This window comes from uncultured Gimesia sp. (assembly GCF_937910335.1).
In the GTDB taxonomy this organism is placed as follows: Bacteria; Planctomycetota; Planctomycetia; order Planctomycetales; family Planctomycetaceae; genus Gimesia.
Window position 1 is genome coordinate 1 of sequence record NZ_CALEMX010000242.1, and the last position, 16356, is coordinate 16356.

Below are 16356 nucleotides of genomic sequence, written 5' to 3' on the forward strand. Positions count from 1 at the left end.
ATTTCACGTTGAGTCTACTAATCCGCTATGTGTGGCATCTCTCCCGAAAAGAATTTCTCAAGAAAAATCTGATCTATCTCACAATTTCCGGTTTATGGTTGCTTACCATTTTGGTTATTTTGATCTTTCATGACCTGATTCCCCAATCTCCTGGTCGGCTGGAATTGATTCTCGGTATCTCAGAATTCTGTGTCATCCTGAGAGGTCTCTATGAAACGATTATTTTAATTCGTCGCGTTTCATCCCGCGGCTGGAATCCTGCCTTAATTGTTGTCGGTTCCTTTCTGGTTTTGATTTCGATTGGAACAATCCTCCTGATGTTTCCCTCAGCTCGCGCACAAGATCCTGCTGCGACAACGACCCAGGGGGCTCCTTTTCTTGTCGCATTATTTACTTCCACAAGTGCCAGTTGTGTCACAGGATTGATCGTGGTCCCTACCGGGACTTACTGGAGCAGAACCGGTCACACCATTATTATGTTTCTGTTTCAAATTGGTGGCTTGGGAATTTTGACATTTGGTGCTTTCTTTGCCGCCGCTTTTGCGAAGACGATGCAAATCCGTGAGAGTGTCACATTCAGTGAGATGCTGGAATCTCATCAACGGGGAGGCGTGAGACGCTTGCTATTGGCGATTCTGGGAATCACCATCTTTACAGAACTCACTGGTGCTTTCTTTTTGTCAGGCCTCTGGCCAGAGCTTCCCTGGCATGATCGTATCTATCACAGTTTATTCCATTCGATCAGCGCCTACTGTAACGCAGGTTTCAGTTTGATGAATAATAATTTCATGGGCATGGGACATCATTGGCAAATCTCGATCGTCATGCCGGCCTTAATCATCATTGGTGGTCTTGGATTCGTAGTAAATTATAATTTTTTGCTGTATGGAATCACCCATTTCTCAAACATGACGGTGCGAAAACCGTTATTCAATCATCCTACTCAAAAAGTCAGGCTTACGATTTCGTCACGCCTTGTATTTCTGTCAACGATCTTTCTGCTGGTCGGAGGCACCCTTGGTCTCTATCTACTTGAGTCAATTCATCCGGAAAAAGACGTTTCTTCCTGGGAGTTATTAAATTCGGCCTGGTTCCAATCTGTTACATTCAGGACAGCGGGTTTTAACACTGTTGATTTAGGGGCCTATCAACCACAGTCGAAATTATTTGCCATTTTACTCATGTTTATCGGAGCATCTCCCGGCTCAACGGGGGGAGGTGTCAAAACGGTTGTCATCGCTCTGGCCTTACTTTCTGTCTGGTCTCTACTTAAAGGTAGAGATCGCGTAGAAATCATGGGGCGCACGATACCCCCTAACTTGATCAACCGTTCTTTAACTATTATTTCATTAGGTATGCTGGTCTTAATGTCTTCAACGCTGCTAGTTGTATTATTCGAAAACAGACAGGATATCTTTCTGGATCATTTGTTTGAAACGACTAGTGCCTTCGCCACAGTGGGAGTTAGCACGGGGATCACATCTGAGTTAACAACACCTTCGCAATGGGTCATCATCATTACGATGCTCATTGGAAGAGTAGGACCACTTACGGTTATGATTGCACTTTCTAATCGCGGACCTTCCTATAATTATAGATACCCAGAAGAAAGCATCCATTTAGGTTAAGTTAAGATCTAAGTAAACGAAAAATTCAGCGACACTTAAGACCATTTCATCATCTGTGGGAGAAACGATCCAGTGATAAAAGTAGCAATCATCGGGCTAGGACGATTTGGAATAGAACTGGCCAGAAGTCTGGGATCCAGCAAAGTAGAAGTCATTGCGATTGACAATTCTGACAAGCTGGTCAACGAAGTCAAAGATGAGGTCGCCATTGCAGTCCGTCTGAATTCCACAGATGAAATGGCACTCAAGAGTCAAGAAATTGACAAAGTAGATGCCTGTGTCATCTCGATTGGTGAGAACTTCGAAGCAGCCTTATTGACGACGGTGATTGTCAAAAAACTGGGCGTCCCCAAAATCATCTGCCGAGCTCAGTCGAAGTTTCATGCCGAAATTTTCATGCAAATTGGTGCCACAGATGTGATTCAACCTGAAGTGCAGGCGGGAGCACACCTCGCTCGATTGCTGGCAAACCCCCATCTGGAAGATTATCTGCAGGTGGGCGATGGGTATACAATGATTGAGCTTTTATCACCTCACGAATTTGTGGGGAAAAATCTGACCGAACTGAGTCTACGCTCTAAATACTCAGTTAACGTCGTCGCCGTCCGCAAACGAAATTCCGAAGCAATAGAAAAAGCAACGGACAAGATTTATACGACCGATTGCGTTCCACACCCGGATTATCAGATTCAGGAATCGGATATCTTATTAATTATCGGAAAGGATCAAGATCTGGCACGCCTCCCTACCAGCAATACTTAATCATGGCGCATGTGATTCTACTCTGACAGTTTAATTTGCTCTCTTCTCACAAAGGCTGAAGAACCAGAGGGAGTCCGAGTTGAAACCTCCGCCTGAGGTGTAAGATTAAGCCCAATCCCTGGATCGTTCGACTGCTTTCTGCCAGCGTTGATACAATTGATCGCGTTTGGTAGATTCCATCGCTGAATGATATTCCGCATCGAGTGCCCAGTTCCGGGTGACTTCCTCCTGATCCTGCCAAAACCCGACTGCCAGACCCGCCAGATAGGCGGCTCCCAAAGCCGTCGTTTCATGAACGACGGGCCGTTGAACTGGAACATCTAACATGTCTGCCTGAAACTGCATTAACAAATTGTTAGCGGCAGCGCCGCCATCCACCTTCAGAGTTTTGAGTTGAATTCCGGAATCCTGTTCCATCGCGTGCAAGACGTCACAGCTTTGATATGCCAACGATTCCAGAACAGCGCGAGCAATATGCTCCTTCGTCGATCCCCGGGTCAAGCCGATGAGAGTGCCGCGGGCGTTTTGATTCCAGTAAGGTGCCCCTAAACCGACAAATGCTGGCACAAAGAAGACATCGCCTGAATCCTCGACTTTCGCTGCGAGTTCTTCGACTTCAGGTGCTGACTTGATGATTTGTAATCCATCGCGTAACCACTGGATTGCAGCACCGGCAATGAAAACAGATCCTTCCAGACAATAAGTGACTTTTCCATTAATGCGCCACCCAATCGTGGTTAACAGTCCATTACTGGAAGGGACTGGCTCTTCGCCTGTATTCATTAACATGAAACAACCGGTTCCATAAGTATTCTTGGCTGCGCCCGATTCAAAACACCCCTGGCCAAAAGTCGCCGCCTGCTGATCACCGGCAATGCCTGCAATTTTAATCGGCGCCCCAAACAATTCGGGTGTCGTCTCTCCATACACTTCACTGGAATCTTTCACTTCCGGCAACATACAACGGGGAATATCAAATACCGCTAACAATTCGTCATCCCAGTCATGAGTGTGAATATTGTAGAGCAGAGTCCTGCAGGCATTACTCGGATCGGTGATATGCACCTTTCCACCCGTCAATCGCCAGATTAAAAAAGTGTCGATTGTTCCCATTAGAATCTTGCCAGCCTGGGCCTGGCTTCTCAGGCCCTCAATTTCATTCAACAGATACTCAATTTTGCTGCCGGAAAAGTAGGCATCAAGGACCAGCCCGGTTTTCTCACGGAATAATGTTTCATAACCCTCCGCTTTGAGTTGATCGCAGCGTGCAGCCGTCAAGCGGCTCTGCCAGACGATGGCATTCGAAACCGGCTTTCCCGTCTCACGATCCCAGAGCACAATCGTTTCGCGCTGATTAGTGATTCCAATGGCGGCAATGTCTGCAGGCTCGGTACCTGACTGCTGGATCACTTTTTGAGCTGTTGCTAACTGGGAATCCCAGATGGCATCCGGATTATGTTCAACCAGTCCCGGAGAGGGAAAAATCTGCTCGAACTCTTGCTGCGCGGTGGCTTCAATCTGCCCTTGATGGTTAAACAAAATGGATCGGCTGGACGTCGTTCCCTGATCGAGGGCCAAAACATATTTTGTCATCTACATCTCCCGGAGTTGGATACGAGTGAATGGATTTCTTGTATAGATCGTTGCTGACTGATTATCTATCATCTTCACATTAAGTAAACCACTCGTAGTTCTCAAGGAAATCTTGTGATTTCTTCTGAATCAAGAAACTGTTGTTTATAACGGCGCATAAAAAAACTGATGGCAAGAGAATTCATTTCTCAAGCCATCAGTCAGTCACACTTTAAGTACCTCCTGCAAAGTACCAGTGTTTTCAAATATCACTTTTCAGAAAATAAGGCTCAGTGATAAGCCTGCATTCCATGTTCGGACAGGTCCAAACCCTTTAATTCGTCTTCTTCGGAAACTCGGAGTTGTCCGATGACTTTCAAGAATGAGAAGAGGATAAACATGGTTACAAACGCGTAAACAGGTATCACAACAGAACCCAGAATCTGGACTCCCAGGTTGTAGTCTCCAAAGATACCGGTGGCAACTCCGCCCCAGATGCCGCAAAGACCATGCACGGGGAAAGCACCGACGGGATCGTCGATTTTCAGTTTTTCCAAGGCAAGAATTCCAAATACAACAAGTAGTCCTGCAATACCACCAATGGCGATTGCTTCGATATTAGTCACGCTGTCACAATTGGCAGTGATTCCCACTAATCCAGCCAAAACACCATTCAATGCCATCGAGATATCGGGTTTGCCATACATGAGCCAACCCAAAATCATCGCTGCGACACCACCGGTGGCCGCGGCTAGAGTGGTATTTGTCGCAATTAACATCACTGCATTTGTATTGTCTGTTCCACCGAATGCTAACTGACTTCCAGGGTTAAATCCGTACCAGCCGACCCAGAGAATGAATACTCCGAGAGTTGCCTGTGCGATATTATGTCCGGGGATGGGAACTGATTTTCCAGCTTTGAATCGTCCAATCCTTGGTCCTAAGACAATGGCACCAGCCAGACCTGCAAAACCACCCACGGCGTGAACCACAATGGAACCCGCAAAATCATAGAAGCCCATGGCGTCTAACCATCCACCGCCCCATTTCCAGTAACCACTAATCGGGTAAATAATCCCAGTCAATATAATACTGTAGATCAGGTAAGAGCTGAACTTCATACGCCCGGCAACGGCTCCGGAAACAATCGTAGCGGCTGTTGCTGCAAAGGCGGCCTGGAATAAAAAGTCGACTTGGGGATGTAGAACTCCAGGACCGGGATCTCCTGCCTCACCAATCCCAAACTGGGCGAAGCCAAAGTACCCATTACCACTATCACCGGGATACATCAATCCATAGCCTACGGTGTAATAGATTAAAACGCCGGCACAAACATCCATGAGATTCTTGAAGAGAATATTGATTGTATTCTTGGAAGAGTTAAACCCTGACTCAACCATAGCAAAACCGGACTGCATAAACAGCACGAGAACTGCACATAGAAATAACATACTGTTATCGAGTGCATAATATAGCTCAGACAATGAAAGTTTGGGGGCTTCTTCCACTGCTGTAGTTGTTTCTTCAGCCGCTTCGGCTGCCGGTTTTTCTGCGGTTTCCGGCTCGTCAAAAGCCAAAGTCGGTTGTGAGAACGCTAAAATAACGACCAGACTAGCCGTTAATCCTGTGAGCGCATGTTTCCAGTTCATTTTTGATGCAAACCTTTCCCGGAGTCTAAATCACTCGCTGTTTTACTTGTTGCTTTCAGATCCAATAAATCTGATAGAGACCCCTAATCACCAATCAATAAGTTGAGCACTTTTTGGTGAGAAGTCACAAAGCAAAGAGTGTGCCTCAATGCTGTTTCAGGAAAGGTATCATGCTCTTATCATGTTTAATTTCAGTATCTTATGACATCGCATAATAAATTAATCTGGAGAAGATTCGACATTGGCGTCGCTTTCTGTTGCGGGTTATTCAGGCAAAATAAACCAGGCCTGCCTTTCAATTAAGCACAGAATTTCCGTTAAAAACTCTGAACTGTGAAATCATGGCTTCCATTCTCATCGACGACCTTCATTTCAATAAACCGTGCGATCATCTCGCGGGCCAACTGAGAGACTTGATCCCTATCCAACATGGGGCAGAGACCAAAACAGGATAGAGATTTCATTCCGATGAGTCGCTGCCAACTTGGCAGTCTGAGATCACAATCTGAAAGAAGGGGATTTCATAAATCATTATATATCTGTCTCTTACAGACTGTGATTTCAATTGGCATGATGATTGCTTTTAGAGTCTGTGATGGTCGGGGTACAGGTATGACCCTGCCAACTTTGTTGTATTACACCTAACGTACTCACACGCCGACCTGCATTTGATTTGCAGGTAGAGTTAATCGTGTGAGATATCATCGTGGTCATGGACAAATTTATTGGCCATTATTGCTGGTTGAGGAGAGACTGTGGCAAAACTTTTAAGCTTTGACGAAGAGGCCCGGAAGAGTTTACTGGCAGGCGTTGAGAAATTATCGCGAGCAGTAAGCAGTACGCTTGGGCCGCGAGGACGAAACGCTGTCTTGGACAAAGGCTGGGGAACCCCCAAGGTAACCAAAGATGGTGTCACCGTAGCTGAAGACATCGACTTGGTAGACCCCTTTGAAAACATGGGAGTCCAGTTAGTAAAAGAGGCTGCCTCCAAAACGAATGATGTTGCCGGTGATGGCACCACAACAGCAACCGTTCTGGCAGAAGCCATCTATCGGGAAGGATTGAAGTACATTGCTTCGGGAGCAGATCCGATGGCACTGAGTCGCGGCGTTCAAAAAGCCGTTGATGCAGTTGTCGAACAGATTGGAAAAATCTCCAAAGAAGTAAAAGGGAAAGATAAAAAAGCAATCGAAACGGTAGCCACCATTGCTGGAAACAATGATCCACAAGTTGGAAAAATTCTGGCAGATGCCCTGATGAAAGTCGGAGCCGATGGTGTGATCACCGTGGAAGAAGGACGTGGAGTTTCAACAGAAGTTGATCTTGTTGAAGGGATGCAGTTTGAGCGAGGATTCCTTTCCCCTCACTTTGTTACTGATGAAGATCATCAAACCTGCGACCTCGAACGAGTTCGTGTTCTGATTTATGAAGAAAAAATCAGCTCTGCTCAAGTACTGGTTCCTCTACTGGAGCAGGTCTCGAAAGATGGTTCTCCGCTTTTGATCATTGCCGAAGACATTGAAGGCGAAGCCCTGGCAACATTAGTTGTTAACAAGCTGAGAGGCATCATTAAAGTCTGTGCTGTCAAGGCCCCCGGTTATGGTGATCGCCGCAAGGCAATGCTGGAAGACATTGCCGTATTGACTGGCGGAAAAGCGATTTTCAAAGACCTGGGAATTAAACTCGAAACCATTGAATTGAAAGATCTTGGTCAAGCCAAGAAGGTTCATATCAGTACTGATAATACCACGATCGTCAGTGGTGGTGGAAACAAAGCCGCTGTGAACGGTCGTGCTGAACAGATTCGTGCAGAAATCGAAGTGACAGATAGCGAATATGATCGTGAAAAACTGCAGGAACGTCTGGCAAAATTAGCCGGCGGTGTAGCACAGATTAATGTGGGTGCTGCTACTGAGACTGAAATGAAGGAACGAAAAGACCTGATCGATGACGCACTTTCTGCAACTCGTGCTGCCATTGAAGAAGGAATTGTCCCAGGCGGTGGAATTGCTTTATTACGATCCGCAAAATCGCTCGATAGTTTAAAATTGTCTGGCGATCAGAAACTGGGCGTTTCGTTAGTTCAAAAAGTTCTGGAAATGCCTTTGCGGGCCATTTCAGAAAATGCAGGTCTCGATGGTTCAGTCGTTTCCAACCGTGTCAAAAAAGATAAAAGCAATTCCTATGGCTATGATGCTTTGAATGATCGTTATGGCGATATGTTCGATTTTGGTGTGGTTGACCCCGCTAAGGTTGTACGCTCTTCCTTGCAGAATGCAGCTAGTGTTGCCATTTTGCTTATGACAACGGATTCCATCATCGTCGAAGAACCTAAGGATGAAGAAGACGATCACCATCATGACGATCACCACGACATGGGTGGTATGGGCGGCATGGGTGGCGGAATGCCAGGCATGGGCGGAATGGGTGGCGGAATGCCGGGTATGGGAGGCATGCCTGGAATGGGCGGCTTCTAGTAATACTGGGAATCCTGTCTGGGATGACCACGAAGTCATAACTGACTTTGCTTTGTAACAATCAACATCGTTTTTATCCGGGAACTGATCCTGGATTCACATATACAACAAGACTAACTGGAATAATCGGGAGTTAACACAATGGAACTGAATCCCCTTGATGACCGTATCGTTATTGAACCCAATATTGCCGAAGAAACAACCGCCGGTGGTATTGTTCTTCCTGACGCTGCTCAGGAAAAACCCCAGAGCGGCACTGTTGTCGCTGTCGGACCTGGACGACTTCTGGAAAGCGGCGAACGTTGCCCGGTTGCCGTCGAAGTCGGAGACGAAGTTCTCTACGGTAAATATGGCGGAACAGATATTGAAGTCAGTGGCAAAGAAGTAAAGATTTTACGCGAGAGTGATATTCTTGCCAAAATCATCAAATAAAAATTGAATTGTTATCGGAACACCAGTCAGTCATTTCAATCGTTAACTGCGTTTCAATGCCTGTCTGCCTGAAGAATCCAATCCAAACAACATAATCACGCAGGGGTGACCGGAGAAATCCGATCAATTTTTTGTTCCTGTTAAACAGAGGAGTTTATAAGCGTGGCAAAGCAACTATTATTTGAAGATTTCGCACGTGCCAAGCTTCAAAAAGGCGTGCAAACCATCAGCAAAGCTGTAGCAATCACAATGGGTCCCACGGGGCGCAACGTGATCATCGACAAAAGCTTTGGAAACCCAGTGGTAACCAAAGACGGTGTTACAGTCAGTAAGGAAGTTGATGTTGAAGATCCTTTTGAAAACATGGGCGTAAAACTGGTTAACGAAGTTGCTTCCAAAACCAGCGATGTGGCCGGTGATGGCACAACAACTGCCACCGTTTTAGCTCGCTCAATCTATCAGGAAGGTTTACGAGGATTATCCTTGGGAGCCAATCCCATGATTGTTCGCCGTGGAATCGACAAAGCTGTCGAAGCAGCTGTGGCAGCCATTGAAGACCTCGCAAAACCGGTCACGGCAAAATCGGAAATTGCCCAGGTCGGTGCGATCTCGGCAAACAACGATTCTGTCATCGGTGATTTAATTGCCGATGCCGTCGAAAAAGTGGGTCGTGATGGAGTGATTACCGTTGAAGAAGGCAAAGGGAATGAAACGACCCTGAGCTTTGCTGATGGGATGCAGTTCGATAAGGGATACATTTCCCCTTATTTTGTAACTGACACCGAAGGCATGAAGTGCATTCTTGAGGATTGCTACATTCTGATTCATGAGTCAAAGATTTCCGCTTTGCGGGATCTGGTACCACTACTGGAAAAAGTTTCGCAGACCGGTAAGCCTTTATTGATCATTGCTGAAGATGTTGAAGGCGAGCCTTTAACTGCTTTGGTTGTCAATAAATTACGAGGTGTGCTTAATATCGCGGCTGTAAAAGCTCCCGGTTTTGGAGATCGTCGTAAATCCATGTTAGCCGACATTGCCGTGTTGACTGGTGGTATTGTCATTTCTGAAGACCTGGGCATCAAGCTGGAATCGGTTGAATTAAGTCAGCTTGGTCAAGCCAAGCAGATTGAAATCACTAAAGATTCCTGTACCCTGATCGAAGGTGCTGGAGAAACCGAAGCCCTGCAGGCACGTGTTGCCCAGATCCGTGGACAACTGGAAAAAACGGATAGTGAATACGATCGCGAAAAATTCCAGGAACGGCTCGCCAAACTGACTGGCGGCGTGGCGATTATTTCTGTAGGTGCTGCAACCGAAACAGAAATGAAGCAAACGAAAGCCCGCATGGAAGATGCTTTACACGCAACTCGTGCTGCTGTCGAAGAAGGAATTCTTCCCGGTGGTGGAGTGGCACTTCTCAGAGCTATTGAAGCCGTTGAACAGGTCAAAGGCAAAAACAGTGACGAAAAGATTGGCATCACTATTGTCGCTCGTGCTTTAGAAGGTCCGATTCGTCAAATTGCAGAAAACTGTGGAACTGACGGTGCTGTGGTCGCTGATGAAGTGAAACAACTTTCCGGTTCCAAAGGCTATAATGCCAATACTGGCGAGTACGTTGATATGTACAAAGCGGGAATTATTGATCCTGCCAAGGTCGTAAAAAACGCCTTGAAGAACGCCGCCTCTATCGCAGGCCTGATGTTAACCACGCAGGTTCTTGTCACAAACAGTGACAGTACCGAAGGTGGTAAACTGGCTGATGTCGAAGGAAGTGTTCGATAATTTCTGAAATTTACTGAAATTCGTCTCATTGAAATTCGGTATAATTTATATGATATCAGACGGGCCGCCGTAAAATGGTGGCCCGTTTTTTTCAATTCTAATGGAACAGCTGAAATCAGAAATTTCACCAGCGCTGGATTGGTAAATTTCAAAACCTTTAAAGACGAGTTGTGATCAATGGCATCGAAACGCGATTATTATGAAATTCTCGGTATATCGCGCGAAGAGACCAGCGTTGAAATCAAGAAGGCATACAAGAAACTGGCGCTGGCGAATCATCCGGACCGCAATCCGGGTGACGAAGAAGCGATCAAACGTTTCAAAGAAGCTGCAGAAGCCTTCGAAGTTTTGAATGATGACAATAAACGCGCTCACTACGATCGCTATGGGCATGCCGATTTTGGGGCGGGGGCAGGTGGTAGTCAATTCCATGATGCCTCAGATATCTTCAGTGCTTTTGGAGATCTTTTTGAAGGCTTCGGATTCAAAGGCTCCTCTCAACGGGGCAGAGGCAATCGCCCGAAACAGGGAGAAAGCTTGCGTACCAGTCTCCAGATTGATCTTTTGAATGCTGCTTCTGGCTGTGAACGGGAAATTAATATATCGCGTAAGGAAACTTGTGAAACCTGTCACGGCTCGGGCGCAAAACCGGGTACGGAACCTGATGACTGCGATTACTGTGGCGGGGCAGGACAGGTCGTGCAATCTCAAGGATTTTTCCGAGTTCAGACAACATGCCCGCGCTGCCAAGGTGCAGGCAAAGTCATTTCGGATAAATGTACTGACTGCCGTGGGGAAGGGCGGGTTACCAATGACGTTGACTTGGACATCAAAGTACCACCGGGTATCGACAATGGGATGCAGCTTTGTCTGAGAGGCGAAGGAAATCCAGGTTTAAACGGAGGTCCGCGGGGAGATCTGTATGTTGTGATTGGCGTCGATGAGCACCCTTTGTTCCGACGTCAGGAACAGGAACTCAGTTGTCATGTTCCTATCACATACACTCAGGCAGCCTTGGGTGCAGAGATCGAAATCCCGACATTGGAAGGACGACACGAACTGAAAATTCCATCAGGAACTCAACCTGGTGAAATCTTCCGCCTGAAAGGTCTGGGAATGCCAAATCCACACGGTGGTGGTCGCAAAGGGGACCTGCATGTCATCATCCAGATTGATGTACCAAAGAAAATTTCAGAACGTGAAGAAGAATTACTGCGAGAGTTAGCAGAAGTTGAACATGCAGAAGTTTCTTTACACCGCAGCCCCAATCGAAATTCGTTTCTTGACAAATTAAAAGAATACTTTACACACTCAGATTAATAATGATCAGAGTGTGTTCGTTATAAATACTCCCTTTTGTTTCTCTCATACACAAACTGTTTAAAACAGGTGCGACAGGTTGGAAGAATGGCAGATATGGAACAACCCGAAGAAATTCAAAACCAAGCGGAAAATGATCCGGTTGAAATAACTGATGAATCACCATCCATGGAAGAACAACTACAGACAGCAATTTCTGAACGTGCTGAAGCCCAGGATCGTTTTCTACGATCACAGGCGGAATTAGATAATACACGTAAACGCTATCACAGAGAGCTGGAGCAATTGCAACTCTACGCTGCCGCTCCCTTCATTCAAGATTTGTTACCAGCTTTGGACAACCTGAAACGAGCCAGCGATGCCGCTGAAAACGCGGAGCAGGTTGATGATCTCAAACAAGGTGTGGAAATGGTGGCGAAACAAATCCTGGATGTATTCCAGAAGCATAATGTCAAAGCGATTGATGCTTTAGGAAAACCATTTGACCCTAATTTGCATGAAGCGCTCCAGCAGTTACCTTCAGATGAACATCCTGCCATGACTGTTACTCATGAACTCGAACAGGGCTTTATTCTCAATGACAGAGTCGTTCGCCCCACTAAAGTGATTGTTTCTTCCGGCCCTGCTGAAAGTTGATTAGTTTCTCATTGTCTTTTTTTTGTGAGAAGATGAACGATGCCAACATACGATTATGAATGTTCCCAGTGCGATAATAAATGGGAAGAGTTTCAATCCATCAAAGCCAAACCGCTCAGAAAATGCCCTGCTTGCGGCAAACTCAAAGCCAAACGAGTGATCGGCGCCGGTGCCGGAATCATCTTTAAAGGGTCTGGCTTTTACCAAACCGATTACCGTAGCAGCTCTTATAAAAAAGCGGCAGAGGCAGACAGTAAAGCACAATCGGAAAGTTCAAAGCCCAAAAGTGACAATTCAGACTCTTCGAAAAAGAGTTCCTCGTCTGATTCCTGAATACCTTTGAAATTCTGCCTGAATTGATCTATAAAAGCATCAGACTTTTCAATTGCTCCTCTTTTCGTCTGAGAGTTCGATGATTCAGCCTCAAACATGCCCTATTTGTCGAAAGGTCGTCACAGCAAAAGCGAATGACGCCCAGTCTGCGTTTCCGTTTTGCAGCAAAAAATGTCGCGATGTGGATTTTTTCCGCTGGTCTGAAGGACGTTATGCAATCATTGAGGAACTGGACCCGCACATGGTCGAGTTGCAACGTCTGGAGCAAGAGGGTGAAGACGAGTAACGTGACTTCACCAAATAACACTCCTACTCTCTCCTCAACTGAAAACTCGGAAAGCCCGCACCATACCGGCCTCTCTCCCGTAGCACGGGGGACTATTTTTGGACTGATCTCAGCTTTGGCCTATACAGCCGCCAATATCGCACTGCGTGAAGCTGCCACCGATAACAACGTGGATTGGGCCATTTGGATTTCTGCATTGAAATCGATACCGGCAACCGTCGTTGGTTGGGTTCTGGTAGCCTATCGCGGCTCACAGGGCTTGCCATCTTTGCCTCCCCGGCGATTGATCATACCGTTCATCCTCACCGGGCTGGTAATGCAGTTTGGAGGTAATGTCATGTTTCAATGGTCGCTTAGTCTGGGTGGTCTGGCATTAAGCGTACCGCTTTGCTTCGCAACACTCCTGACGACAGGTGCCTTGCTGGGACGAATTTTTCTGAGTGAAGCGATTACGTCACGCATGTTTGCTTCCATGGTCGTTTTAACAGCTGCGATCGTATTATTAAGTCTGGGAGCTCACCAAGCAGAAGAATCGGTTTATGAACATATGGAGCACCATACCAACTCAATGGCGACGGTCGCTCTCACCATCTTTGTCGCCTGTTTTGCCGGCTGTGCATACGGTGTCGGTGGCGCAGTGATACGCGGTTCTGTCCGCGAGAAACTTTCGATTTCAGCCACTTTGGTTTTGATCAGCACGACAGGTTTAGTATGCCTTACAGGCACAGCCTTCTATCGACTTGGCTTTTCAATTTTGTGGGAAACGACCGCCTGGCAGTATCTGGTTATGTTGGTGGCAGGTCTCATGAATGCCGTCGCATTTTTCTCCATCGGTGCTGCAATGAAGTATCTGACTGTCACACGTGTCAATTTATTGAATGCTTCCCAAACTGCGATGGCCGCCTTTGCCGGTGTGCTCTGTTTTGGTGAAGAGTTAACGGTCTGGTTATTGAGTGGTACGGCACTCACCATTGGCGGTCTCTTTCTCATGGAAAAAAAGAGACCGACGATTCCGAATAGTACAACAATTGAGCCATCCACACTGGACGTGAATCAACAAGAGGTCAAATCAAATGGATAAAGAACAATCTTCACCGGAATGGCCCCTCATTACATCTTCCGTACCAGCCGCCCCGGAATTACCTTACCCGGAAATCGACTGCGATTGGGATGCCCTGCATTGTCAGCCTATCATCGATCCCACCGCCTGGGTCACATCAGATGCCATCGTCACAGGCAGAGTGCGGCTTAAAGCCCATAGTTCCATTTGGCATCAGTGCGTCTTGCGAGGTGATTTAGAATACATTGAGGTCGGCGAAGAGACCAACGTGCAGGATGGATCCATACTACATACAGATTACGAACATCCCTGCATTCTTGGAAATCGAGTGACCCTGGGGCATTCTGCAATTGTACATGGTTCGATTGTGGAAGATGACGCCATGATCGCCATCGGTGCCACCGTTCTCAGTCGTTGCGTGATCGGCAAAGGCGCTTTGATTGCCGCGGGTGCTTTGGTACGAGAAGGTATTCATGTTCCCCCCAATACACTGTGGGCCGGCTGTCCTGCGCGGCAGATTAAGGTGCTTACCGCTCAACAGCAAGAACGATTAAAGGCAAACTGGCAACATTATGTCAATTTAGGAGCCGCCAGTTTGCAACGGTTTGGACGTTTGCATATTGATGCGCTCTCTCAGAACTTGTCGATTGAATAGTCATTGCACCTGACCACTGGTTCAGAATTCGTTCCAAAAACCTGCTTTTCGATCCCTTTTTTGCCTCGAAAATAGTCTCTCGACTGTGGTATCCTAAAGGTTCGATATTTCAATGAAACTAATTATCTTCAGGATCATTTCATGAATACCAAACCATCGAAGACTTCTCCTTCAACAACGCGTCGTGAATTCATCAAAACCGGATCAGCGGCAGTGGCTGCTGCCTCTACTTTTTCGGGTGCCGCTTTTGCGAGTACGCCCCAGTCGGCTGCACTGCAATCCAGTCTGTTTGCAGGTGGAACAGATACGCTTCGCGTTGGCCTGGTTGGTTGTGGGGGGCGAGGAACTGGAGCTGCTGCGCAAGCCCTGGCTGCTGACCCCAATGCCAAGCTGGTAGCGATGGGAGATACATTTTACGATCATCTCGAATCGAGCTACAAAAACTTGAAAAAGAACACTGTTGCCGAGCAGGTGCAGGTTGATGCCGACCATAAATTCATTGGCTTTGATGCCTATCAGAAGGTCATTGACTCTGTGGATGTCGTCCTCTTGACCACACCTCCTCACTTTCGCCCGATGCAACTACGGGCCGCCATCGAAGCAGGCAAGCATGTATTCGCTGAAAAACCGGTAGCCGTTGATGCTCCAGGTGTTCGTTCCATTCTGGAAACCTGTAAACTGGCCAAAGAAAAAAATCTCTCCATCGTTTCAGGACTCTGCTGGCGGTACCATCAGGGAATGCAGGAAACATTTAAACAGATTCACGATGGGTCAGTCGGCGATGTAATGGCCATTCAGTGCAGCTATAACACACGCGGTTTATGGATGTTCAAGCGGGAGCCGGAATGGAGTGATATGGAATGGCAAATGAGAAACTGGCTCTATTTCACCTGGCTCTCAGGTGACTTTAATACCGAACAGCACGTTCACAGCCTGGATAAAATGGCCTGGACGATGAAAGATGAAGCTCCCATTTCCTGCAGTGGAACCGGTGGTCGACAAACTCGAATCAGCAAGGATTATGGCCACACCTTTGATCACTTTGCCGTTGTTTACGAATATGCAAATGGTGTGAAAGGCTTCAGTCGCTGTCGTCAGCAGGATGGTTGTGCCGTCGATGTCTCTGATCATGTGTTTGGAACGAAAGGGCGCGTCGATGTGTTTAAGCATCGTATCTATGACACCAAAGGGGAAAAGACCTGGGAGCATCGTCCGAAAAGCAAAAACATGTATCAGGTCGAACATGATGAATTCTTCAAAAGCATCCGTTCTGGAAATGCACTTAATAATGGTGATTACATGACGAAGAGTACCATGCTCGCCATTATGGGACGAATGGCAGCCTATACGGGTAAATCTATCACCTGGGAAATGGCCATGAATTCCACAGAAAATTTATCGCCTGCAAGCTATGAATGGGGTCCATTACCCGTTGCCCCCGTTGCCATGCCCGGTATCACGGCTTTCAAATAACGGAGAGCGATTTAAAAATAATTGAATTCAAACCTATAACGCTCACAGAGTTCTGTGAGCGTTTTTCAATTAATGCTTGCTTTTGAAGTGGGTTTCAACGCAATAAGCTAGCCTGGGATGATATGAATGAGATCAGAATTCTTTCAGATTGAGTGGATTATCGAAACCTTTACTCGTATCTAGTGTTTGATGGTTATAATTTTGGACTAGAAACATATAGATCTGACCATTCAACGTTAAGTTGATTTTTTTGATTTTCAATAGACCAAGTGCTCCTACTTGACATCACGG

The 16356-nt window shown here is 46.6% G+C and carries 14 protein-coding genes; 12 read left to right on the top strand and 2 right to left on the bottom strand.

Features of this window, described 5'->3' with window-relative positions:
• Both Q0668_RS09645 and Q0668_RS09650 read left to right on the top strand, forming a co-directional pair.
• Nucleotides 1-1628: potassium transporter TrkG (locus Q0668_RS09645; protein ID WP_298863483.1), on the top strand; the 1628-nt coding region annotated here is incomplete at its 5' end.
• Between the two features lie 72 nt (nt 1629-1700).
• Nucleotides 1701-2390 carry a TrkA family potassium uptake protein gene (locus Q0668_RS09650; RefSeq protein WP_298863486.1) on the top strand — a complete coding sequence of 230 codons (690 nt, stop codon included), beginning with the start codon at nt 1701-1703 and terminating at the stop codon, nt 2388-2390.
• Nucleotides 2391-2495: 105 nt separating this feature from the next.
• On the opposite strand, the gene glpK is transcribed toward Q0668_RS09650, so the two are convergent.
• The gene (gene glpK / locus Q0668_RS09655; protein WP_298863488.1) at nt 2496-3983 is read right to left on the bottom strand and encodes a glycerol kinase GlpK; all 1488 of its coding nucleotides are present in this window, start codon (nt 3981-3983) and stop codon (nt 2496-2498) included.
• A 269-nt stretch (nt 3984-4252) separates the two neighbouring features.
• Entirely contained in the window at nt 4253-5611 is a 1359-nt protein-coding gene (amt, locus tag Q0668_RS09660) for an ammonium transporter (RefSeq protein ID WP_298863491.1), read from the bottom strand.
• A gap of 755 nt (nt 5612-6366) precedes the next feature.
• On the opposite strand from amt, the gene groL (Q0668_RS09665) reads away from it, so the two are divergent.
• The 10 genes from groL (Q0668_RS09665) to Q0668_RS09710 all read left to right on the top strand — a co-directional run bounded on the left by groL (Q0668_RS09665) (nt 6367) and on the right by Q0668_RS09710 (nt 16065).
• Entirely contained in the window at nt 6367-8088 is a 1722-nt protein-coding gene (gene groL / locus Q0668_RS09665) for a chaperonin GroEL (protein WP_298863493.1), read from the top strand.
• A gap of 141 nt (nt 8089-8229) precedes the next feature.
• Nucleotides 8230-8520 carry a co-chaperone GroES gene (locus tag Q0668_RS09670; RefSeq protein ID WP_298863495.1) on the top strand — a complete coding sequence of 97 codons (291 nt, stop codon included), beginning with the start codon at nt 8230-8232 and terminating at the stop codon, nt 8518-8520.
• 162 nt (nt 8521-8682) lie between these two features.
• A complete protein-coding gene (groL, locus tag Q0668_RS09675) occupies nt 8683-10302 on the top strand; it encodes a chaperonin GroEL (RefSeq protein WP_298863498.1) in 1620 nt (539 codons plus the stop codon).
• Nucleotides 10303-10479: 177 nt separating this feature from the next.
• Nucleotides 10480-11622, top strand: coding sequence for a molecular chaperone DnaJ (gene dnaJ, locus Q0668_RS09680; RefSeq protein ID WP_298863501.1), 1143 nt, complete (start codon nt 10480-10482; stop codon nt 11620-11622).
• 87 nt (nt 11623-11709) lie between these two features.
• Nucleotides 11710-12258, top strand: a complete 549-nt coding sequence (grpE, locus tag Q0668_RS09685; RefSeq protein ID WP_298863504.1) for a nucleotide exchange factor GrpE — start codon at nt 11710-11712, stop codon at nt 12256-12258.
• A 39-nt stretch (nt 12259-12297) separates the two neighbouring features.
• Nucleotides 12298-12591, top strand: coding sequence for an FmdB family zinc ribbon protein (locus Q0668_RS09690; protein ID WP_298863506.1), 294 nt, complete (start codon nt 12298-12300; stop codon nt 12589-12591).
• 79 nt (nt 12592-12670) lie between these two features.
• Nucleotides 12671-12877 (top strand): DNA gyrase inhibitor YacG, encoded by a 207-nt coding sequence (gene yacG, locus Q0668_RS09695; protein WP_298863508.1) that lies wholly within the window; start codon nt 12671-12673, stop codon nt 12875-12877.
• On the top strand, nt 12864-13958 hold the full coding sequence (locus Q0668_RS09700; RefSeq protein ID WP_298863510.1) for a DMT family transporter: 1095 nt from the start codon (nt 12864-12866) through the stop codon (nt 13956-13958). Before yacG ends, Q0668_RS09700 begins: the two co-directional genes overlap by 14 nt.
• On the top strand, nt 13951-14592 hold the full coding sequence (locus tag Q0668_RS09705; RefSeq protein WP_298863513.1) for a gamma carbonic anhydrase family protein: 642 nt from the start codon (nt 13951-13953) through the stop codon (nt 14590-14592). Before Q0668_RS09700 ends, Q0668_RS09705 begins: the two co-directional genes overlap by 8 nt.
• Before the next feature lie 141 nt (nt 14593-14733).
• Nucleotides 14734-16065 (top strand): Gfo/Idh/MocA family oxidoreductase, encoded by a 1332-nt coding sequence (locus Q0668_RS09710; RefSeq protein WP_298863516.1) that lies wholly within the window; start codon nt 14734-14736, stop codon nt 16063-16065.
• The last annotated feature ends 291 nt before the right edge of the window (nt 16066-16356 follow it).

What these genes read in the sequence shown, in the direction of transcription:
- amt (WP_298863491.1), bottom strand. Translation starts at nt 5,611, where the DNA reads ATGAACTGGAAACATGCGCTCACAGGATTAACGGCTAGTCTGGTCGTT.
- grpE (WP_298863504.1), top strand. Translation starts at nt 11,710, where the DNA reads ATGGCAGATATGGAACAACCCGAAGAAATTCAAAACCAAGCGGAAAAT.
- yacG (WP_298863508.1), top strand. Translation starts at nt 12,671, where the DNA reads ATGATTCAGCCTCAAACATGCCCTATTTGTCGAAAGGTCGTCACAGCA.
- glpK (WP_298863488.1), bottom strand. Translation starts at nt 3,983, where the DNA reads ATGACAAAATATGTTTTGGCCCTCGATCAGGGAACGACGTCCAGCCGA.
- Q0668_RS09690 (WP_298863506.1), top strand. Translation starts at nt 12,298, where the DNA reads ATGCCAACATACGATTATGAATGTTCCCAGTGCGATAATAAATGGGAA.
- Q0668_RS09705 (WP_298863513.1), top strand. Translation starts at nt 13,951, where the DNA reads ATGGATAAAGAACAATCTTCACCGGAATGGCCCCTCATTACATCTTCC.
- Q0668_RS09710 (WP_298863516.1), top strand. Translation starts at nt 14,734, where the DNA reads ATGAATACCAAACCATCGAAGACTTCTCCTTCAACAACGCGTCGTGAA.
- dnaJ (WP_298863501.1), top strand. Translation starts at nt 10,480, where the DNA reads ATGGCATCGAAACGCGATTATTATGAAATTCTCGGTATATCGCGCGAA.
- Q0668_RS09670 (WP_298863495.1), top strand. Translation starts at nt 8,230, where the DNA reads ATGGAACTGAATCCCCTTGATGACCGTATCGTTATTGAACCCAATATT.